This is a genomic window from Kiritimatiellia bacterium, assembly GCA_018001225.1.
GTDB lineage: Bacteria > Verrucomicrobiota > Kiritimatiellia > CAIQIC01 > JAGNIJ01 > JAGNIJ01.
Genome location: JAGNIJ010000046.1, coordinates 1 through 21,721, shown reverse-complemented (window position 1 = coordinate 21,721; position 21,721 = coordinate 1). Strand labels below are relative to the sequence as shown.

The window sequence follows — 21,721 nt, the reverse complement described above, 5'->3', positions numbered from 1 at the left end:
TCCCGGCGGCTCCCGCGGTTTGGCAGTTGAAGCGCGCGGACAGGTTCGGCTACACTCCGCCGCGGGAATCGATCATGCGCGGCAGACCGGTCTGGATTATGGGAGTGCTGTTGTGCGGAGCGGGCCTGGCGGGAGGCGCCGAGCCGATATACACCGCGGCGCCCGCGATCCAGTATTTCGAATGGAAGGAGGACGCCTTCCGCCTCGAGGAAAAAGGGCTGATGCCCTGTTTTATTCTCGAGCGCGAGGCCGCGGGCGGCGAACGATGGGGCGGGTGCGGGAGCCTGCTGGCCTTTCTCGGGGAGGTCGAATACGACGGGCTCAAGCAGGACTTCACGCCGTACCGGAGCAAGACGCTGTACGTGGGCGGCGACCTGCGCGGGACCCTGCACGCGCGTTGGAACCTTGCCGGGGCCGTCGAACTCCAGCCGCTGGCCGGGTTCGGAACCCGGATCTGGAAGAGGCGGCTGGACAACACGGACGAAATGACCAGCGGCTATGACGAGGACTGGATCAACCTGTACCTCGTGGCCGGCGCGCGCGCCCTGTGGCCGGTCGGCCCGGACGGAACCCTCGCGCTGGAAGCCGGTCTGCGGCACTCGGTGTACACCTACGAGAGGGTCCACTTCGAGATCATCGGGCGGTCCTCCGTGCCGTCCCTCGAACCCGCCGACCAGGCGTCGGCCTACGCGGCCCTCACGTGGACCCGGAAGGACTACCTGCTGAAGGCGTTTTATGAAGGGCTGCGGTTCGGGGAGTCCGACGTGGATCGGTCCGGGTTCTACCAGCCCGAGTCGGAGGCCACGAGCCTGGGCGTCGGATTCGGGATACGGTGGTGATGACGTGAAACGACATCGAAACATCGGCCGGGCGGCGGCGGTTGTCCTGGCGCTCCTGGCCGCGGCCATGCCCGCGCCCGCCGCGGACATCGAGGAGCGCCTGTGGTACGCCGACAACGGCCAGCAGCACGCCTGGGTCGCCGGCGGCCGCCTCGAGTTCGAGCGGCCCCTGGCGACGAACCGGCTGGGGTTCGCCGGCCTCGATCTCGAATACGGGCGTTACGATAACAACGGCGACACGGAAACGCACGGCCGCTACGCCGCCGCGCTCGGCGCGGAACTGGCGCACGGCTGGCGGGCCGGCGCCGGTTTCGAGTACCGCGACATACGCACCCGCCTCAAGGAAGGCTGGATCTGGGATACCGATCATCCCGAGGAACGCGAACGCAACGCGGACATCTACGGCCCGATGCTGTACGCCGCCTGGGAGGGCTTCGTCAGGAACCCGAACGCGGGCTGGAAACTGGAATTCTCCTGGATGTTCTACGACATGGGCGAGCTCACCGACATCGGCTATGACGGCGCCAACGTGCGCATGGCGGCCTCCGCGTTCTACCGGTTCCGGCAACTGGTCCTGCGCACCGGGTACCGGCTGGAGGAATTCCGGGACATGCCGGACCGCGTGTCCAACGACGAGCGGTCCTCCCGCGACACGATCCAGGGCCCCTTCTTCTCGCTCGGTGTGAGTTTCTAGAAAGGGGAGGGTCTCGATGAATATGCGGAATGTCGTTCTGGTGTGGCTTGTTTCGTCCCTGCCTGTCGCGGCCGAGTCCATGCTGGCCCTGAAGGTCGGCTCGCCCCTGATGGTCAGCGGGGCCGCCGGCCTGCGGTTCACCTCGCCCCTTCGCCCGTGGACGCCTTCCGTCCAAGCCGAGGCCGGGATCGGGGGCGGCAAGATCCTGATCGGCGGCGACACGCTGGGGAAGGGGTTCGGGGTGGGCGTGAAAGCCGTCCTCCTGCGGACCTGGCTGGAGCCGCTCGGGGTGGACCCGGACACGACCTATCTCGGCGCCGATTTCGAGCTCGGTTTCAAGCAACTGGTCGGCAGCCTGGGCGCCTACGTCCGCGTCGAGGGGGCGGACAACGACGACCTGCTCCTGGGCGCCAGCCTGGGCTGGCTGTTCTGATCCGCGGCTGGCGGGGTCGCTCGCTTGTGCTATACTCTTCCCCGATATGGAATTGTTTAAGAAAAAGCGGACGCCGTCCGCCGGCCCGGGCGACCGTTCCGAGAAGAGACGGCGCCGCCGGAAACGCTCCCTCTGGATCGCCGGCCTGTTCATGGCGTTCGGCCTGGTCGTGGCCATCGGCGAGCGGATGCGCGCCCCGAAACCCGCCGCGGCGCCGGCCGGGGACGAGACCGTGTCGGACGCCCGGACGGCGGCCGAGCCGCAGGCCGGCGCCGCGCGCAAACCGGCCTTGCCGGCGACCTTCCGGCTGGGCGCCGGGTATGCCGGCGGCTTCTTCCTGGGCTGGCTCTTCCGGAAATTCGTCAAGACGGCCCTGCTTGTCGCGGGGGCGCTCGTCGGCCTCGCGGCCCTGGCCCGGGGGCTCGGCTGGTTCGACCTGGATTGGGCCGCGGTCGAGACCTATGTCCGCCACAGCTTCGCCTGGATCAGCGGGCACGCCGGTTCGTTCAAGGACTTCCTCATGGGTTATATCCCGTCCGCCGGGGCGGCGGCCCTGGGCTTTTTCTTCGGCGTGTGGAGCGACTGATCGCGGCAAGGGAAACTGAAAAGGAGACCGGAGATGCGGACCCTGTGGAAGATCCTGAAAGTGCTCGTCATCGTCATCGTGCTGCTGCTCGTGGGGCTGCGCCTGATCCTCTCGCCGCTGGCCAAATCGGTGGCCAACAAGGTCCTGCCCGAGGCGCTGGGCACCGAGGCCTCGATCGGCGATTTGAGCTTCGGCTTCCTGCGCGGCTACACGGGCTTGAGCGACCTGCGCGTCGGCCAGCCGAAGGGCTTCGACGCCGAGGAGAAGGACCTGTTCCGTTTTTCCAGCTTCGAGGTCAAGGTCAAGCCCGGCACCATGAAGTCGGGCACCCTGGAAGTGGAGCGCTTGGAACTCAAGGATCTGTACGTCCACGTCATCCGGAACAAGGACGGCGTCCTGAACGTCGAGCAGCTCGGGGCGAAGGAAGAAGAGGAACCGGCGGAAGAGAAGCCGGAAGTCGAGGAGGAAAAGGAGGAGGCCCGGCCGGTCCTGGTGAAGCTGCTCGCCCTTCGAAACGGCACGATCAAGTACACGGACTACGCCCTGGACGAAAAGCCCATGCGGGTCCATCTGGCCGACCTCGACATCGAGGTGAAGGACCTGCGGCTGGACGGCCAGGCCAAGGCCGCCGCGGTCGAGCCCGCCGTCGTCTCGCTCCTGGCCCGGTTGAAGCAGGAGGGCCTGCCGGACGGCCGGCTGGGCCTGTCGGCCCGGGTAGGTCCGGTGGGCGAGGCCATCCCGGCGGTCAATGCCTCCGCGCGCGTGATCGGGTTTGACCTGACGCCCTTCAAGCCGCTCGTGCCGCCGGCTACGCTGACCCTGCTGGGCGGCATGGGCCTGGATTTATCGACGGACATCGGGCTCGCGCCGGACCTGCTCGAGGTAAACGGCGAGATCATCATGGCCGGCGGATCGAAATTCCCGTTCCGCGTCGGCGGCACGCCGGAAAAGCCGGAGTTCGACACGTCGAGCGTGCTGTTCGGCACGATGGGCCGCGTCAGCGGCGCCGTGTCGGGCGCGGCGAAGGATGTGACCGAGACGGGCAAGGCGGCCGCGGGGGCCGTGGTGGAGGGCGCCGGGGCCCTTGCGGGCGGGGCGCTGAAGACCATCGGCGGCTTGGGCCGCGCGGTAAAGAACACCGCGGAGGCCGGGATCAAGGGCGACCTGAAGGATGCCGGCAGCGCTCTGGTCGGGGGAGTGGGTGAAGCCGCCAGCGACGCCGCCGGCGCCGTAACGGACGCCGCCGGCAGCGCAAGAACGGGCCTGGCGGAATCCACGGAAGCGCTCACCGGCGAAACCGCGCTCAAGGCCTGGCGCGAGGCGACCGACGCGCGCTGGGACGCGGCGTGGGCCGGCGCCCAGGAGCGCGTGTCGAAGGCGGCCTTCCCGCCCGTCCGCTGACGCCGGACCACTCCGCCCCGGCTGGCCGACCCGGCCGGGGATGTCGCCGGGATCATGTGGCTGACGGATCGGAAGGAGGAGGGCATGCAAGACTACGAGAAACTCGGTGCGTTTTACCTGGGCAAGGTCTTCGATCCCGCGGCCGGTTCGGTTCGCGACGAACTCCTGCTCTATGATTCCCGCGACCTCACCACGCACGCCGTCGTGCTGGGCATGACCGGCAGCGGCAAGACGGGTCTCTGCCTGGCCCTGCTCGAAGAGGCCGCCATGGATGGCGTACCCGCCATCGCCATCGATCCCAAGGGCGACCTTGGCAACCTGCTGCTGGCGTTCCCGGCACTGCAGCCCGCGGATTTCCGGCCCTGGGTGGACGAGGGCGAGGCCGCCCGCAAGGGCATGACGCCCGACGACTACGCCGCGCGCACCGCGGAGACCTGGCGCAAGGGCCTCGAGGACTGGGGCCAGGACGGCGGGCGCATCGCGCGCATGAAAGAGGCCGCCGACTTCGCCATCTACACGCCCGGAGACGCCTCGGGCCGCCCGCTGCAGATCCTGCGATCGTTCGCCGCGCCCTCGGAGGCCGTCGCGGGGGATTCCGCCGCGCTGCGCGACCGCGTCCTGTCCGCGGTCTCCGGCCTGCTCGGCCTGCTGGGGATCAACGCCGACCCCGTCCAAAGCCGCGAGCATATCCTGTTGTCCAACATCTTCGACAAGGCGTGGCGCGAAGGCCGCGACCTGGACATCGCCGCGCTGATCGGCGATATACAAAAACCGCCCTTCGACAAGGTCGGCGTGTTCGACCTGGAGTCGTTTTTCCCGGCGAAGGACCGCTTCAGCCTGGCCATGGCGTTGAACAACCTGATTGCGTCGCCCGGGTTCTCGTCGTGGATGGAAGGCGAGCCCCTCGACGTCCAGCGGCTGCTCTACACGCCCGAGGGCAAGTCGCGCATCTCGATCCTGTCCATCGCGCATTTGTCCGAGACCGAGCGCATGTTCTTCGTGACCATCCTGCTGAACGAGGTGCTCGCCTGGGTGCGCGCGCAATCGGGCACGAGCAGCCTTCGCGCCCTGCTCTACATGGACGAGATTTTCGGCTACTTCCCGCCGAGCGCGAATCCCCCTTCCAAGACCGCCATGCTCACGCTGCTCAAGCAGGCCCGCGCGTACGGGCTGGGTTGCGTGCTGTCCACGCAAAACCCGGTCGATCTCGACTACAAGGGCCTGGCGAACACCGGCACGTGGATCATCGGCCGACTCCAGACCGAGCGCGACAAGCTGCGCGTGATGGAAGGCCTCGAGGGCGCGATGCCCGGCTCCGCGTTCGACCGCGGGGCGATGGACAAGCTGCTCGCCGGCCTCGGCAACCGCGTGTTCCTGCTGCGCAACGTCCACGACGACCAGCCCGTGCTCTTCCAGAGCCGCTGGGCCATGTCCTATCTTCGCGGCCCGATGACCCTTCCGCAGATCCGTCAACTCATGGCCTCCTCATCCATTCCTCTTCCTTCTCCTCCGTCTCCCTCTCCTTCTCCCCCTCCCTCCGCCGGACGCCCCGTCCTGCCGCCCGACGTGCCCGAGTTCTTCCTGCGCGCGGCCGGTCCGGCGGCCTACCGGCCCGCCGTGCTCGGCGTCAGCCAGCTTCACTTCGTGGACGGCAAGTCGGGGGTGGACACGTGGGAAACCCGCTCGCTGCTGGCCCCGCTGGGAGACGACGGCTTCGCGGCGTGGGAGGAAGCCGAGCCGCGCGGCGACCTGAAGGACGCGCTGGATGGCCAGCCGGCCGCGGGCTCGACCTTCGGCGTCGCGCCGGCCGTCGGAAAGAAGAGCGTCGAGAACTGGGGCAAGACGCTCGAAGCGCATCTGCACCAGACCGCGACTCTGGACTTGATCAGCTGTCCGGCCTTGAAACTGACCACGCGCCCCGGCGAGAGCGAGGGCGACTTCTCGGTCCGCGTGGCGCAGGCGCTTCGCGAGAAACGCGATGCCGAGGTGGACAAACTGCGCGCGCGCTATGCGCCGAAGCTCCAGACCCTGAACGACCAGGTCCGCCGCGCCGAGGAGCGGGTCGAGCGGGAGAAGGCCCAGGTCGGCCAGCAGAAGATGAGTACAATGCTGAACGTAGGGACCACGCTGCTGGGCGCGCTGTTCGGGCGGCGTACCGTGTCCATCGGCAACATCAGCCGGGCCGGGGCCGCGGCGCGCAGCGCGGGCCGGCTCAAGAAGGAACAGGCCGATGTCGCGCGCGCGGGGGAATCGGTGGCCGTGGTCAAGCAGCGCCTGGCGGACCTGGAGCAGCAGTTCGCGCGGGACACCGCCGAACTCCAGGGCCGGTTCGAGCCCGGCGCGGCGGAGATTGTCCGGACGCAGATCCGGCCGCGCAAGGCGGACATCTCCATCGGCCGGGTAGGCTTGTGCTGGGTGCCGGGCCCTTGAGCCTTCGCTCGCCGCGGCAGGAACCCGTCCTATGCCTTGAGTCCCCCGGCCGGAGGGTTCATACTGGCGGCCGGATGAATGCGGAGCGAGTCATCGAAGTTTTCCAGCACCGCGGGGTGCGATTTCTCCTGATCGGCGGCGTGAACTACTTGCTTCGACATCGGCCCGTGCTGACGTACGACGTGGACCTCTGGATCGAGGATTCCCCCGAGAACCGGGCGCTGTGCGAGCAGGCCCTGGCGGACCTGGGCGCGGAATGGGGACGCGATGATGCCGATTGGGCGCCGGTGAAGCAACGCATGGCCGGCTGGCTGGATGGGCAGTTGGTTTTCTGCCTGGCCAGCGCGGCGGGCGCGGTGGATGTGTTCCGGTCCGTACGGGGGCTGGGATGCTGGGCAGAAGCTTTTGCGCGAAGCGTCGAGGTACGAACGGCCTCCGGGATCGCATGTCGCGGGCTCTGCGATGAAGACATGCTGGCCTGCCAGATGGCCCTGGATGAGTCCGAGCAGAAATTGGATCGTATTCGCGATTTGCGCCGCGCACTGGGAAGGGAATCTCCATGACGTCCCGGGATGAACGCTTGCGTCGCGAGGAGGCCCTGCGGGAGAAGCATATCTCCCCGGAAACGCGGGCGCGCCACGTGGCCGACATGACCGAGTGGGCGGACGCCCAGCAGGCGGTGCGCCGAAACACCCGGGAATTCTGCCTGGCGCACCAGCGGAGGCTTCTTCGCTCTTCGGTTAATGATGCCGGGCGCTGATCTCAACGCGGCCGGGCGCGCAGGATCTCCCTGAAGAGCTGGCGCAGGGCGGGGGAGGAGATGGCCTTGTCCGCCGATTCGAAGAAACGCGACAGGTCGGCCAGCCCTTCGCGCTCGTAGGCGCAGGCTTGGAGGGCCATCTCCAAGCGGTCCAGTTCCCGAAGCAGACGCGCCTCGGCCGTTCGGCCGTCTTCGAACTCCTGCCAGAGCGCCAGGTACTGCCGTCCGCGGGGTAACCGGCCCAAAACCTTGCGGACCGAGGCTTTTTCCATCGCGTGCTTGCGGGTCAGCGACACGCCGTCCGAGGGAATGATGTCCCCCGCGTAGATTTCCCCGAAGTCGTGCAGCAGGGCCATGCGGAGGAGCTTGGCCTTGTTGATCCTGGGGAAATGCGCGTCCGCCAGGAAGAGCGCGAGCAGGGAAACGCCGAGCGTATGCTCCGCGACGGTCTCGCACCGAGCGCGGGAGATGCCGGCGCGCAGCCAGCCCTGGCGGAACAGTCGTTTCAGGTGCAGGAAGTCCAGGAAGGCGCGGAGCACGGGCGGCGTCCGCCCGCCCGGCCCCGGGAGCCGCGGCCCCTTCACGGCCATCTTTCTTTTTTGCATGGCAGGATGGTAGATAGCCGAATCCGCGCCGCCGATCAAGTCGCGGGCGTGCGCGCCCAAAAAGACTGAACCGTTTCAGCCGCGCCGGGTATGATGGGAACGTGACGGGATTGATCAGCCGGACTGGAGCATGGGCGGGCGCCCTGGCTGCTGCCATGGGACTTCTTCTGGTCACGACCGCCCGCGGCAGCCGCCCGCCTCGGGTTCTTTATGACGGCACCACGAATCACCTATTTGCCTCCACGGACGGCGCCGCGTCGCAGACCGATACCGCGCCGCCCCTGTACGACGGCAGTGAGACGTGCTTCGTGAATCCGGATACCTCCGGCTCGCCGACCTTCACGCTGGAGTCCAACACCCCGCTCGACGGGTACGACGCGCTGACCTTCGCCGCGCGCGCGGACGATCTCGGCGCCGCGTCGCCGCCGAACCCGATGATCCGTCTCGGCTACCACGATGGGGAGGGCTATCACACCACGCTCTGGCTCGACGTGACCCCGTACGCCGACGGCGACCTGTTCGACGGCGGCTGGCATGAAGTCGCGATCCCGATCGCCGACTTTCGCGCCGGGCTGGCCGGCTGGCAGCGCCAGGCGCGGTCCATCGTCTTCGGCCGGACCACGGGCGAGGACGCCGCGCCCCTCGGCTCGGGCTTTCCGGAGCCGAACGGAGTTCCCTACGAGCTGTGGTTCGACAACATGGCGCTGGCGCCGTACGCCGGGCCGGTTCCGGCGAACGGGCACGTCGTGGTGGACTGCGACTTGGTGGGCCTTGTATTTCCCGACGAGGTGGACCACGAGGTGATGGCCACGAATCCCGTGCTGGTTGAGGTGGACTCGGGCGCCGGGTTCTCGCCGGTGCCCGTGATCGCCCGCGGGGTCTGGGCTTTTCCCTCGATGCACTACCACGGGTACACCCGGACCGAGTACACGTTCTACCTGCAACTCGCGTCGAACCTGGTCGAGGGCGCGACGTACCGCTTCACGCATTACCAGGGCGCCCACGAGTTCGTGTTCTACGCGACGAACGAGATCTGCCCCGGGCTGAAGGTCAACCAGGAGGGCTATGCGCCACAGGCGGGCCGCCGGTACGCCTACCTGGGCTACTGGGCGGGCGGCGGCTTCTGGCTCGGCGACGGCATTACGACGGGCACGGTGGACTACACGGACCATGGCGTCGTCGAAGTCCGGCGGACCGGCGACGATGCGCTGGTGGACACGCTGACGCCCGTCTTGCGGGGCGACGCGTACAACGAGTTCAGCGGCGAGCGCGTAATGGAAATCGATCTCTCCGGCCTGGCCGCGGAGGACGAGTACTACCTGCGGCTGCCGGGGGTGGGGCGGTCGTATGCGTTCGGTGTTTCCACGGCGAAGGTCTTCGAGTGCTTCTATACGTTCGCCCGGGGCTTCTACCACCAGCGCTGGAATTGCGAGCTGACGACCAACTGCACGAGCTGGCCGCAGCCCGCGGGCCACACGAACGTCTTCCTCGCCGACGGCGAGCCGCCCGGCTTCTTCGCTGCCGATACGCCGACGACCAACGGCGCGCGGGTCATCCGGGGCGGCCACCACGACGCGGGCGACTTCGACCTGCGCCCGGGCCACGCGCAGATCGCGTCGGCCCTGATGTCGCTCTGCGAATACTGGCCCGACCGCTTTGCCGACGGCCAGCTCGACATCCCGGAGAGCGGCAACGGCCTGCCGGACCTGCTGGACGAGGCGCTCTGGCAGCTCCAGGCGTGGCGCGACCTGCAGGAGTCGGACGGCGGGGTGCGGGCCGGCGTGGAGAGCTATGGCCACCCGCCCTCGCATATCTTCGCGCACGAGGATACGCTTCCGTACTGGACCTTCCGCCGCGACCGGAACGTCTCCGCCTACGTCGCCGGCCTGTTCGCCCAGGCGGCCCGTCTGCTGACGAACCACGACGCGGCCGCCGCGGCGGACTATCTCGACCGCGCCGAATGGGCCTACCGCTACGCCGTCAGCAACGCCGCCGACTCCGGCTGGCTGATGACCGCCGAGTGCCACCTGCTGAAGACCACGGGCGGCACGAATTACCAGGGGGAGTTGGAGAAGCGGCTGGCCCACATCCGGAACCCGGACTCGAACGATCCGTACTACGTCAACTTCAGCGGCGACTGGGCCTACAGCGGGTTGATCGGCTTTTCCTACCAGTCCGGCGACGGGTTCGAGGACGCTCCGCTGCTGGCCTACGTCCGCGCCCCGCCGGAGGTCACCGACCCCGCGCTGGTCAGTAACGTCACGGCCATGATTCTCCAGCACGGGCAGCAGGCGGTGAACTACGCCCTGATCTCGGGCGGGACCTCGCCGACGTCGTCCTCGTTCGAGGCGTACCGGTCCTGCGCGCGGTCGGATCTCGTGGAAGCGTACGGGCAGAACACGACGCCCGGCCGCGTCCTCAATGTGATCTGGGCCTATGCCCTGACGAACAACGCGGATTTCCTCGACGCCATCTCGCTCACGGCGGATTACCTGCTCGGCTGCAATCCGCTGGGCCGCGCCTGGGCGACGGGCCTCGGGCAGCACAACACGCGGCAGGCCCTGGACGCGGAGAGCCTTGCCTGGGTGGATCGCTTCGGCTGGGACCAGGTCCCCGGCATCCCGACCTACGGGCCGTTCCCGGCTCCGTGGCAGGTGGACTACCAGATCGAGGTCTTCGACAGCCACCTGCCGGACATCTTTTCCATTCCGGAGCAGCGCCGCTTCTGCGACGCGTACCCGATGCCCCAGTGCACGGAATTCACCGTCTGGGAAAGCGGCCTGCCCGCGACGGCGACCCTGGCCCTGCTCCTGCCGCCCGGCGGGATGACCCCGACACCGGAACTGCGGGCGTACCACGTCGAGCGTTCGCCGCCCGCGGAGGAAATCAGCGAGCCGGAACTCGCCCTCCCGTCCTTCGGGGCGATCCTGCGTTGGTACTCCTGGTTCGAGTCCAACCCGGCGTTTTACCCGGCGCTCGCCGGACTCTGGCCTTTCGACGAAGGCTCGGGGACGAACGCCTTCGATGCCTCGACCAACAACCGTGTCCTGGGATTCCGAAGCGCCGCCATCTGGGATTCGGGGGCGGCCCTGCATCTGGCCGGCGAATCGAACCAGTGGGGCGAGGCCCTCCTGCCCGGCCTCGACCTGGCCGGGGGCCTGACGCTCGGCCTGTGGTTCAGGGCGGACAACAAGGACGATGGCGACGTGATCTGCGAACTGCGGCCCGTGTCCGACGGCTCCGCGCCCGTCTTCCAAATCAGCCAGCAGCCGTGGGGCGCGCGTTCGGCCGGACGCATCTGGATGAGCGCGGGCGGACTCTCTCCGCCGTTTTTCGAAATCGAAACGAATACATGGTACCACCTGTTCATCGTGTACGATCCCGACGGCGGCCCGAACGGCGAGCCCGCCGCGGGGGCCGGCGGCGAGATTCGGTTCTACGTCAACCAGGTCCATGAACCTTCCGCCCTGGCTTTCGGCCTGGAGAACCAGGCCCTGCTTGGCCCCGCGCTCCCGGTGGCCTCGGTCTTCGGCTCCGCCGACTACCGCTTGCGCGTTGGGCGGGGGTACTGGGCGCAAAGCGTGTTTTCCGGCTGGCTCGACGAACTGGTCCTGTACAACGGCGCGCTGGATCGCTACGACTTCGCCGCCGGGCGCGTAACGTACGAGGGCTACCAGCAGGGCCCCGTCCGCGTCGTGGCCGCTGCCGCATCCAATGCCTGGACGGGCGAGGCGACGGCGCAGTTGGACGCGCCGACGAACTACCACCTGGCGGGCCTGGCCTTCGGCACTTCGTACTGGGTGAAGGCCTGGCTCGACGCGAACACCAACGACGCGCCGGACGAAATGGAGCCGGCGGCGTGGTATCCCTTCAATCCGTTCGCGGCGACGAACACGGGGCCGGCTTTCAATGCCGCCCACGCGGCGACCAACCTGGACCTGGTGCTGCTCGACCCCGACGCGGACGGCGACGGCCTGCCCGACTGGTGGGAGTGGGCCACCCACGCGAGCCCGACCTCCGCCGTGACCGGGGCGGACGACGATCAGGACGGCATGACGACCTGGGCGGAATACAAGGCCGGAACCGATCCGGACGATTCGGAATCGCGCCTCGACCTCCGCATCGAGATCCTGGGCCACGAGGCCCGGATGGAATGGCCCAGCGCCGCCGGGCGGCGATACAGCCTGCTTCAATCCACGAACGGCGCGGCCGGTTTCACGGTCCTTTCCTCCGCCCTCGCCGCCACGCCGCCCGAGAATGCCGCGGCGGTCGCGGCCACCGGGGACACGGAACGCGCCTGGTACCGCGTGCGCGTGGAATAGCCGGCGGCCTGGAACCGGGGCTCCGCTGGACATCGCGACTCGACGGACGCCGCTCCGTCGGCGCCGAAGGGGCTGCACCGGACCGCGCTGCAATCGCCGCCCGCGCCGCTGATCCGCGAAAGAGGGCCCTCGGTCCTGGTTGTGGAACCCCCGCCATGTGGTATAGGTATACCTTATCATCCCGCCGGAGCAGGGCGGGATGGCCGCGATGGGTTCAACCGTTGGCGCGGGAGCGATCATGAACAACATGTTCGGGACAGGGGTGGGCTCGAGACGGGCGCCGGCCCCGCGGGCTCCGGGGAGGCGATGATGAGCGCGAGGAGACAGGGTGGCCTGGCCCGGCGAAGCGCCGGATATGGATGGCTGCTGGCCGCTTTCCTGGTGCCGTCCGCGCGCGCCGGGATCGAATCCGAGGCGGTTCGGGAACTGGTGGGAATGGACTCCGTCATCGCCGACCTTTTCGGAACCAGCGTGGCCCTCCACGGGGATGTGGCCGTCCTGGGCGCGCCGTTCGCCGATCCCCTCGGCCAGCAAGGCGCCGGGACGGTGTATGTTTTCGAGCGCAACGCGCAGGGAACGAATACGTGGGCGCAGGGGAAGAAACTCACGGCTTCCGATCCGCTGACCGGCGACCAACTGGGCCGGGCCGTGGCGGTGGATGGCGACATCATCGTGGCGGGCCGTCTCTATGCCGATGTCGGAACGCACACGAACCAGGGCGCGGCCCACGTCTTCCAGCGGAATGCCGGAGGAACCAACAACTGGGGCGAGGTGGCGAAGCTGGTGTCGAGCGACGGCGCCACGGGCGACGTGTTCGGCGTAGCCATGGCGGTGGATGGCGACATCATGGTCGTAGGCGCGATGCTTCACGATACGCCGGGGATCAACGCTGCCGGCGCGGCCTACGTCTTCGAGCGTCGCGCGTCCGGCACGACCAGCGCCTGGGTGGAAGTCAGCAAGCTGATGGCGTCCAACCCGGCCGCGATCGCCTACTTCGGCGCCTCGGTGGATGTGGACGGCGATGTCGTCGCGGTAGGCGCGCCGGGTTTTTCCGGCGGCGTGTCCGGTATCGGCCGGACCTATCTCTTCGAGCGCAACGCCCACGGCGGCGATGCGTGGGGGCAGGTGGCCGAACTCGCGGCGGCGGATGCGGCGGCGGGCGCGACGTTCGGCGAGTCGGTGGCGCTTGATAACGGGACGCTGATCGTCGGCGCGCCCGGTTCCACGCTGTCCGCGGCCACGAATACCGGTTCGGCGTATTGCTTTGTGCGCACGCGCGGCGGAACGAACCGGTGGCAGCAGGTCGCCAAGCTGCAGCCTTCGGACCCGTCCCCCGGGCAGGATTTCGGGCGCGCGGTCGAACTCCGCGGCGATCTGGCGATCGTTGGGGCCTCGCGCAGCAACTTCGTCTACGTGTTCCAGCGCGATGCCGGCGGCGAGGACGCCTGGGGTGAAGTCGCGCGCGTCGCCGCGCCGTCAACGCTGGACAGTACCGACGAATTCGGGGTGGATGTGGCCCTGCAGTCCGGCGTGCTGCTGGTCGGCGCGTCCGGCGGGGGCCCCGCGGACAGTGGCGCGGCCTATCTGTACCCTGTGGTCCACGAGGAATGGGCCCGCTATGGCACCCGCAGCCAGAACAACCGGGCCGCGGATGACGAGTTCGGCGCGGCCGTGGATATGGACGGCTCCGTGTTGATCGTCGGCGCGCCGTATCGCGATCTCGACGGCACCAACGATGTGGGCGCGGCGTACATCTTCGAGCGGGGCACGCGCGACCAGGTGCGGCGGCTGCTGTCGCCCGGGCCCTCGGAGGACGACGGGTTCGGGATGTCCGTGGCCGTGGACGGCGACGTCGCCGTGGTGGGCGAGCCGCTGGACGACTTGTACGGGTTCAACGCAGGCCGAGCCTATGTCTATCACCGGAACGAAGGCGGCACGAACAACTGGGGCCGCATCACCGAAATCTCGGCCTTGCTCTCGCTGACCACCCCCACAACGAACGACACGTTCGGTTCCGCCGTGGACATCTCGGGCGACACCATCATAGTCGGTCGGCCGGGTCGTTCCGACAACCGTGGCATGGTGGACTTCTTTGTGCGCAACCAGGACGGCACGAACGCGTGGGGATTCGTGTCGTCTACCCTGGGTTCCGTCCAACTGGAGAATCGTTTCTTCGGTTCCTCCCTGGCGATAGACGGCGATACGGCCATCGTCGCCGCGCCCGGCGACAACTTCACCAACGGCGCCGTGTACATCGTTCAGCGGCAGGCGGGATCCACGAACATCTGGCGGGAGATACGACGGATTTCTTCCCCGGACGCCCAGCTCAACGACGCGTTCGGGCGTAACGTTGCGTTGTCCGGAGACACGGCTCTGGTCAATGCCTACAGCCTTGGCAAGGCCTACCTCTTCGAGCGGGATGGCGGCGGAACCAACGCGTGGGGCCAGGCCGGCGTGCTGATCCCGACGAATGCGGACGGCGTCACCTTCGGGGGCATCAACTCCGTCCACATTCATGGCGACATCGCGGTTTTGGGCGATCCGTTCGCGAGCGTTGATGGAACCAACGGCGGCGCGGCGTGGGTGTTCGAGCGCCACGCGGGCGGGTCGAACGCGTGGGGCCAGGTCGCGGTGGTCCGGCAGACCGCGCCCGCGGCGCTCGACCGCTTCGGCTACGACGTGGCGGTCGGCGGCCAGACGCTGCTCGTCGGCGTGCCGCAGGACGACCCGAACGGCGTCACCAACGCCGGCCGGGCGGTTGTCTTTTCGGGTTTCCTCCACGGGCCTCCGCGCATCCGCGCCCTGGCAAAGGCGGGCGGCGCCACCACCTTGTCGTTTCCCGCCCAGCCGGCCTGGCGGTACAGCGTGGAAGGCACGCTCGACCTGTCCGGCGGTTCGTGGCTGCCTATCCCCGGCCAAACCGACCTGCCCGGACCGCCCGAGGGCGAACTTACGCTCACGCATACGAACGTCTTTGGCCAGGCGGTGTACCGCGTGGTGCGGGAGGCGCCGTAAAGAGCGCGGCGCCGGGACATGACCTGGTTGATTACAGGCCTGGGCGGGACACTGGGTCCCGTGCTGAAGGCGAGGCTGGAAGGGCAGGGGATCTCCGTCGCCGGCTGGGACCGGACAAGCCATCCGCCGGACAATCCTGAAGCTGCGCGGCGCCGAGTGGAGGAAGTTTCCCCCGACGTCATCGCGCACCTCGCTCTCGGTGATCCCGCCTGGGCCGGGCAATTGGCCCGGCTCGCCCGGGAGCGCGGTTGCGTAATGCTCTACACCAGTTCGGTGTCCGTGTTCGGCGGCCGGCAGCGTGGCCCGTTCAGCATTCAGGATCGTCCGGAACCGGAAGACGACTACGGGCGTTACAAGCTTCAGTGCGAGGATCGCATCCTGGCCGCCAATCCCGCCGCGCGCGTGGCCCGGATCGGCTGGCAAATCGGGATGAGGCCGGGCGGCAACCACATGGTGGATTTCCTGGCCCGAGAAATGGCCGCGAAGGGGCACATTGACGCCAGCCGCCGATGGTTCCAAGCCTGCTCGTTCCTCGAAGACACCGCGGACACGCTGATCACGCTGGCCCGGAGCGGGGGAGGGGGCGTGCACCATCTTGACGGCAATCCGGGCTTGTCCTTCCTGGAGATCGTCCAAGGCCTGAAGCACATTCTCCGGGCCGAGTGGGCCATCCGGTCCAACGATGTTCCGGACCTGGATAACCGGCTGCGCGACGACCGAGCTCGCGTCAAATCCATTACCGACCGTCCCGGCTGGCCCCGACCGGCTTGACAGCGGAAGGCATTATTACTATTGTTATAACATGACCATGCAAACCAAGGTTCGCAAGATCGGCAACTCGCTCGGGATCGTACTGCCCCGGGAGGCTTTGCACGCGATGAAGGTCAAGGAGGGCGATACGCTCTACCTGACCGAGTCGCCCGAGTGCGCCCTTCGAGTGACGCCGTGTAAACTGGGATTCGCGGAAAAGGCTGCCTTGGCGGATAAGTTGATGAGGCGTTATCGCAACGCCCTGCGAGAACTGGCCAAGTGAAAGAGCCGGCATGGATTGACACGAACGATTGCCTTTCGTTTCATGAAGAGATGCTGGCCCGCTTCTGCGGACTGGCGGGTGTACGAGATCCAGGCCTGCTGGATTCCGCTTTGAACAGGCCCCGCCACTTGTTCGCCTACGGCAAGCCATCCTTGTACCAACTGGCCGCGGCGTATGCCTCTGGGATTATCCGAAATCATCCTTTCATTGACGGTAACAAGCGGGCCGGCTTCATGGCCGCCGCGCTATTTCTTGAAATCAACGGCCGGACTTTCTCCGCGCCGGAAGAAGAGGTCGTGATCCGGACCCGGGCCCTCGCGGCGGGGCGGATCGGGGAGCGGGCCTATGCCGCCTGGCTCAAGGCTTCCTGCCGCCGCGGTGCCACGAGTTGAACCCGCGGGGATGGACGGGGCCGTTCGCGCCGGTTATAGTGGCGCTGCCGAAAAGAGGGAGGGCGCGCGTGAGCTTTCAGAATACCGAGCGGCAACGGCTGAACATGCTGCTGTTCTACGCCTTCGTGCTTCTCCTGGCGTACCTGGCGTACCGGATCCTTCAACCGTTCCTGATGCCCCTCGTCTGGGCGGGCATCCTCGCCCTATGCGCGCAGCCCTTGAATAAGCGGCTGGCCCGGTGGCGCGGTCCTGCGGTTGCGGCCGCGATTTCCACGACCGCCGTGGCGCTGCTGCTTATCGTGCCGGCCGCCGTGTTGACGGCCGCCATGTTGGGCGAGATGTCCCAGGCGCTCTCGGGCCTCCAGAACGCTCTTGCCGGCATCCGCGAGAACGAGAAGCTGCTCGCGGCCTGGACCTGGATCGAGGCGCATGTCCCGCTGCCGACGCCCGACGAAATGAAGGCCCGGCTGACGGACCTGGCGGCGAAACTGACCCGCTACCTCGCCGGCCAGGCCGGCGCTATCCTGCAAGGCTCCTCCGTCTTCGTCTTCAAGCTGTTCGTCACGCTCTTCGCCCTGTTCTTCTTCCTGCGGGACGGCCGGGAACTGGGCGAGGTGATCCGCAAGCTCCTCCCCTTCGACGCGAAGCGGAAGGAGGAACTGATCGGCCGGACCCGCGACCTGGTGTTCGCGGGCACGATGGCCACGCTGGCCGTCGCCGCCGCCCAGGGCCTCGCGGGCGGCATCCTCTTCGCCATCCTGGGGATCCGCGCGCCGATATTCTGGGGCGCGGTGATGGGCTTCTGCGCCCTGCTGCCGCTCTTCGGCACCGCGCTGGTATGGGGCCCCGCCGCCGTCGGGTTGTTCATCGGGGGGAACTGGATCCGAGGGCTTCTGCTGGTCGTGCTGGGGATCGCCGTGGTCGGGGGGCTGGATAATTTCCTGCGTCCGGCCCTCGTCAGCGGCAAGACCCGGATGAACGGCCTCGTGGTGTTCATCAGCCTGCTCGGCGGCGTGGCGGCCTTCGGGTTCGTCGGGATCGTGCTCGGCCCCGTCATCGCCGCCGCGGTGATCAGCCTGCTGCAACTGGGCGCGGCGGAGCCGGAGGTGCCGCTCGGAGAGAAATAGGAACCACGAAAGACGCGAAAACATGAACGACAAGAAACTGCTGGAGATCGCGCGCCGGTTGTCCGATCCGTTCCGCGTGGAGTCCGGGAAGAAGTTCCGGCTCAAGGACGTGGATCCCGGGGACACGCTCTGGTTCAAGAAGGGGGACAAGGAGAAGGCGAAAGAGGGGCTGCGCACGGGCGTCGAGGCCCTGGCGGACCTGCAGGACCGGCTCTACGCGCAGGACCAGTGGGCCGTCCTGCTGATCTTCCAGGCGATGGACGCCGCGGGCAAGGATGGCGCGATCAAGCACGTCATGTCCGGCATCAACCCCCAGGGCTGCCAGGTGTTCTCCTTCAAGGCGCCGTCCGCCGAGGAACTGGACCACGATTTCCTGTGGCGCTGTCTCAAGAACCTGCCGGAACGCGGGCGGATCGGCATCTTCAACCGCTCCTACTACGAGGAGACTCTCGTCGTGCGCGTTCACCCGGAGTTCCTGGCGAAGCAGCAGTTACCGCCGCGCCTCGTCACGAAGCGCATCTGGAAGGAGCGGTTCGAGGACATCCGGGACGTGGAGCGCCACCTGTTCCGCAGCGGCGTGCTGGTCCGCAAGTTCTTCCTCCACGTCTCGAAGAAGGAGCAGAAGAAGCGCTTCCTCGAACGGCTGGACCGGCCCGAGAAGAACTGGAAATTCTCCGCCTCCGACGTGGCGGAGCGGGAGCACTGGGACGAGTACATGGCGGCCTACGAGGACATGGTGCGGCACACGGCCACGCCCGAGGCGCCCTGGTTCGTCGTGCCGGCGGACAACAAGTGGTTCACGCGCATCGTCGTCGCGGCGGCCGTGGGGGAGGCGCTGGCCTCGCTGAAGCTGCATTACCCCGTCGTCGGCGAGGCCAAGCGGAGAGAGTTGGCCGCCGCCCGGCGGCGGCTGGAGGGGTAACGCGTGCCGGAGCAGAGCAAAGGCTTCTTCGCCCGCCACCTGGACCCCGGCGAGATCTTCGGGGAAATCCTGTTCGGGCTGATCATGGTGCTGACGTTCACGCTGGGGGCGGGGATCGCCGTGACGAAGGGGCCGGGCGCGATCCGCACGCTGCTGGCCACGGCCGTCGGGTGCAACATCGCGTGGGGGATCATCGACGGGGCGATGTACGTCATGGGCAGCCTGCTCGAGCGGGGGCGTCGGAACCGGATGCTGCTGTTCTTGAAGCAGGCCCCGGACGAAGCCTCCGCCCTGGCGGCGATCGGGGGGGCGCTGGACCCGGACCTGGAGCGGCTGACCACCGCCGACGAGCGCGCGAAGCTCTACCGGGGCATTCGGGTCATGGCCGGGCGCGTCGAACCCGAGCCGGCGCGGGTCACGCGCGAGGACCTGGCGGGCGGGGTTGCCAGCGGGCTGCTGGTGATCCTGACGGCCTTCCCGGCGGCGATCCCGTTCATGGTCATGGAGGACCACCACCTGGCGTTGCGCACGTCCAACGCGTTCCTGGTCGCGATGCTGTTTCTCTGCGGTTTTTTCTGGGCGCGCTATACCGGGGTCAACCGGTGGCGCGCGGGGATGCTCATGATGCTGTCGGGCCTGTTCCTCGTAAAGGTCGCGATGCTGCTGGGCGGATAAGCGCATGAACGAAAATCCTCGCGGCACCAGACAGCAACCCCGGGTGATCCAGCTCATCCTCTGGGGCGGCCGGCTGCTCTTTCTCCTCGTGCTCGTCGGCCTCGCGCTCTCGGTGTACGAAGCCCTTTTCCACGACATTTTCCGGGAACGCCGCTACCTGACGGGCTTCCTGGCCCTGTGGCTGTTCACGGCCTACCTCGTCCTGCCGCGCATCCACCGGCGGCTGACGCGGCTGTACGTCCCGAACTACTTCATCGGCCGGGTGCGCACGGGCGACGGCCTGCTGGGCGACCCGGTGAACCTCGCCGTCAACGGCACGCGCGACCAGCTCGTGGGCGCCATGCAGGCGGCGGGCTGGACGCTGGCCGATCCCCTGACCCCGGCCAGCGCGTTCAAGATCGCACGGGCCACGGTCCTGCGGCGCAGCTACCCGGCCGCGCCCGTGAGTTCGCTCTACCTCTTCAGCCGGAAGCAGGACCTCGCCTTCGAGCAGGAGGTGGGCGGGAGCACCCGCAGACGGCACCACGTTCGCTTCTGGCGCGCGCCGGATGGCTGGTGGCTGCCGGGCGGGTACCGGGCCGACTGGCTGGGCGCGGCCACGTTCGACACGCACGTCGGGTTCTCCCTGTTCACCGGCCAGCTCACGCACCGGATCGCGGAAGACACCGACGAGGAGCGCGACTACGTGGTCCGGACCCTGCGCGAGGCCGGCCGCGCGCAGGACGTGCGCATCGTCGAGCACTTCTTCAGCGCCTATCGCGACCGCAACGGCGGCGGCGACCGCATCCAGACCGACGGCGCTATGCCCTTCGTGACCCTGGCATGAACCGGAGAAGCCCATCCATGAAACCGATTCCGGCGCTGCTGCTGGGCGTCATCCTGGCGGCCGCCGCGATCGCGGAGGAGAACCGCCCGGCAGAACCGGCCGCGCCGTCGCTGGGATCGAAACTCCTCTGGTACGTGCCGAACCGGGTCATGGATTTCCTGGATATGTTTCGCTTGCGCCTGCGCGTGGGGCCGGGGCTGGCCGCCCATTTCCGCATCACGGACTACGGCGCGTTCTACGCGGGCAAGTATAACTCGGTGTATGTCGGGCTGCCCGGTCCCCGCTATCCGCATCCGATCCGCTGGCCCGTGGGCCTCGAATCGCTGACCGGCTTCATCATCGCGGGCGTGGACGCCACGGACGCCACGCGCCACGGGCCCGAGTACGGCGCGCCGGAACTCGACGTCGGCGGGCACCTGCTGCTCGTGGGCGCGGAGGCGGGCGTCGATCCGCTGGAAATCGGGGACTTCGTCGGGGGCTTCTTCCTGCGCGACCCGGTCGGCGACGACTATCCCAGCCGCCTGCCGCCGCCGCCCGGGTGGAGCGACGGGATCTCGCTCGGGGCGGGGGAGGGTGTGTTCCGGGTCGAGCCCAAGCCCGACCGCTTCGCTTCCTGGAGCCAGCGCCTGGACTACCTCGAGACCAACGTGCAGCGCCGGATCTCCGAACCCCTGCGGGCGACGGACGCCTACTTCGCGATGGACCCGACCAACGCGATCGTGCCGCCGCAGACCCAGGTGCGGATGAAGCTGTTCACCCGGCTGATTCAGGGCCGCGAGTTCAGCCTGAACATCGAGCCCGACATCGAACTGGACGTCGAGTTGCCGAACATCGAGAAGCGGCTGCGGGTGTTCTTCGAGTCGGCGCGGGCCGACGACCTGCCCGAACGCGAGCTCTCGGAAAATGAGGAGCACGGCCTCAACGTCGGCGCGCGCAAGTGGTTCGAGGACCTCTATCTCTCCGCGGACGCTGGCGTGAAAGCCAAGTGGCTGCCCCAGGCCTTCGCGCGCCTGACCTGGACACGGGACTTTGAGCCGGGCAAGTGGGACCTGCGGCCGATGCAACGCTTCTTCATCAATACCGACGACGGGCTGGGCGCCCTGACCTCGCTGCGCGTCAACCGCTGGCTGGGCGAGGCGAACCGCTTCATCCTGATCAACCGCACCTCGGGCAAGTGGACGTCGGAATCCGGCGATTTCAGCTGGTCCGAGAGCGTCGGCGTGGCCGACTTCACCCGCCTGCTGGACGAGCATCGGCGGGGGCGCAGCGTGGGGTGGGAGGACACGGCGCGCGCGCTGGGGCTCGAATACACGGTGTTCGGCGACGAGGAGGCCGTCCACCTGCACCGCGTGGCCGCGGGCTTCCGGCGGCCCCTGTACAAGTACTGGGTGTACGGGGAGGTCGCGCCCGGAATCGAGTGGAACCGGACCGACGACTTCGACGCCACCTTCTTCCTGCACCTGGGAATCGACATGCTCTTCTGGGGTTCCGCGCACCGGTGACCGAGTCGTAGGGGCGTCGCTTGCGACGCCCGCTCGTGTTTGGCCCTTTTCTTATCCTGTCAGTGCGTACAGGACGGCAGATTCGAGTCGAGGGAGGGGTTTTTTGGACTTCTGGGTAGGGGGTGATGTGTGCACGAAGTCACATAAACCCGGTCGAAG

The 21,721-nt window shown here is 68.0% G+C and carries 19 protein-coding genes; 18 read left to right on the top strand and 1 reads right to left on the bottom strand.

Annotated features, from left to right (window positions below; all coding sequences use genetic code 11):
• The first annotated feature begins 74 nt into the window (after positions 1–74).
• The 8 genes from KA248_13560 to KA248_13525 all read left to right on the top strand — a co-directional run bounded on the left by KA248_13560 (position 75) and on the right by KA248_13525 (position 7,143).
• Positions 75–839: a hypothetical protein gene (locus KA248_13560; GenBank protein ID MBP7830933.1), complete on the top strand. Its 765-nt coding sequence runs from the start codon at positions 75–77 to the stop codon at positions 837–839.
• A gap of 4 nt (positions 840–843) precedes the next feature.
• The gene (locus tag KA248_13555; protein MBP7830932.1) at positions 844–1,533 is read left to right on the top strand and encodes a hypothetical protein; all 690 of its coding nucleotides are present in this window, start codon (positions 844–846) and stop codon (positions 1,531–1,533) included.
• A 16-nt stretch (positions 1,534–1,549) separates the two neighbouring features.
• Positions 1,550–1,966, top strand: a complete 417-nt coding sequence (locus KA248_13550; GenBank protein ID MBP7830931.1) for a hypothetical protein — start codon at positions 1,550–1,552, stop codon at positions 1,964–1,966.
• Positions 1,967–2,018: 52 nt separating this feature from the next.
• Positions 2,019–2,552, top strand: a complete 534-nt coding sequence (locus tag KA248_13545; GenBank protein MBP7830930.1) for an FUN14 domain-containing protein — start codon at positions 2,019–2,021, stop codon at positions 2,550–2,552.
• 33 nt (positions 2,553–2,585) lie between these two features.
• A complete protein-coding gene (locus tag KA248_13540) occupies positions 2,586–3,953 on the top strand; it encodes a DUF748 domain-containing protein (GenBank protein ID MBP7830929.1) in 1,368 nt (455 codons plus the stop codon).
• An 84-nt stretch (positions 3,954–4,037) separates the two neighbouring features.
• A complete protein-coding gene (locus KA248_13535; protein MBP7830928.1) occupies positions 4,038–6,383 on the top strand; it encodes an ATP-binding protein in 2,346 nt (781 codons plus the stop codon).
• Between the two features lie 74 nt (positions 6,384–6,457).
• Positions 6,458–6,946 (top strand): hypothetical protein, encoded by a 489-nt coding sequence (locus KA248_13530; protein ID MBP7830927.1) that lies wholly within the window; start codon positions 6,458–6,460, stop codon positions 6,944–6,946.
• Positions 6,943–7,143 carry a hypothetical protein gene (locus KA248_13525; protein ID MBP7830926.1) on the top strand — a complete coding sequence of 67 codons (201 nt, stop codon included), beginning with the start codon at positions 6,943–6,945 and terminating at the stop codon, positions 7,141–7,143. Before KA248_13530 ends, KA248_13525 begins: the two co-directional genes overlap by 4 nt.
• A gap of 2 nt (positions 7,144–7,145) precedes the next feature.
• Here KA248_13525 and KA248_13520 read toward each other — a convergent pair whose 3' ends face one another.
• Positions 7,146–7,733 (bottom strand): HD domain-containing protein, encoded by a 588-nt coding sequence (locus KA248_13520; protein MBP7830925.1) that lies wholly within the window; start codon positions 7,731–7,733, stop codon positions 7,146–7,148.
• A 170-nt stretch (positions 7,734–7,903) separates the two neighbouring features.
• On the opposite strand from KA248_13520, the gene KA248_13515 reads away from it, so the two are divergent.
• The 10 genes from KA248_13515 to KA248_13470 all read left to right on the top strand — a co-directional run bounded on the left by KA248_13515 (position 7,904) and on the right by KA248_13470 (position 21,562).
• The gene (locus KA248_13515) at positions 7,904–12,070 is read left to right on the top strand and encodes a glycoside hydrolase family 9 protein (GenBank protein MBP7830924.1); all 4,167 of its coding nucleotides are present in this window, start codon (positions 7,904–7,906) and stop codon (positions 12,068–12,070) included.
• 309 nt (positions 12,071–12,379) lie between these two features.
• Positions 12,380–15,085, top strand: a complete 2,706-nt coding sequence (locus tag KA248_13510; GenBank protein MBP7830923.1) for a hypothetical protein — start codon at positions 12,380–12,382, stop codon at positions 15,083–15,085.
• A gap of 18 nt (positions 15,086–15,103) precedes the next feature.
• The gene (locus KA248_13505; GenBank protein ID MBP7830922.1) at positions 15,104–15,856 is read left to right on the top strand and encodes a sugar nucleotide-binding protein; all 753 of its coding nucleotides are present in this window, start codon (positions 15,104–15,106) and stop codon (positions 15,854–15,856) included.
• A 37-nt stretch (positions 15,857–15,893) separates the two neighbouring features.
• Positions 15,894–16,118 (top strand): AbrB/MazE/SpoVT family DNA-binding domain-containing protein, encoded by a 225-nt coding sequence (locus tag KA248_13500; GenBank protein ID MBP7830921.1) that lies wholly within the window; start codon positions 15,894–15,896, stop codon positions 16,116–16,118.
• Positions 16,115–16,510: a type II toxin-antitoxin system death-on-curing family toxin gene (locus tag KA248_13495; protein ID MBP7830920.1), complete on the top strand. Its 396-nt coding sequence runs from the start codon at positions 16,115–16,117 to the stop codon at positions 16,508–16,510. Before KA248_13500 ends, KA248_13495 begins: the two co-directional genes overlap by 4 nt.
• A gap of 68 nt (positions 16,511–16,578) precedes the next feature.
• A complete protein-coding gene (locus tag KA248_13490) occupies positions 16,579–17,637 on the top strand; it encodes an AI-2E family transporter (GenBank protein ID MBP7830919.1) in 1,059 nt (352 codons plus the stop codon).
• A gap of 22 nt (positions 17,638–17,659) precedes the next feature.
• Entirely contained in the window at positions 17,660–18,559 is a 900-nt protein-coding gene (locus KA248_13485) for a polyphosphate kinase 2 family protein (protein ID MBP7830918.1), read from the top strand.
• Positions 18,560–18,562: 3 nt separating this feature from the next.
• On the top strand, positions 18,563–19,234 hold the full coding sequence (locus KA248_13480; GenBank protein MBP7830917.1) for a VIT1/CCC1 transporter family protein: 672 nt from the start codon (positions 18,563–18,565) through the stop codon (positions 19,232–19,234).
• Between the two features lie 4 nt (positions 19,235–19,238).
• Complete coding sequence (locus KA248_13475) at positions 19,239–20,060, top strand: LssY C-terminal domain-containing protein (GenBank protein MBP7830916.1); 822 nt, start codon at positions 19,239–19,241, stop codon at positions 20,058–20,060.
• 17 nt (positions 20,061–20,077) lie between these two features.
• Entirely contained in the window at positions 20,078–21,562 is a 1,485-nt protein-coding gene (locus KA248_13470) for a hypothetical protein (GenBank protein MBP7830915.1), read from the top strand.
• Positions 21,563–21,721 lie beyond the last annotated feature (159 nt).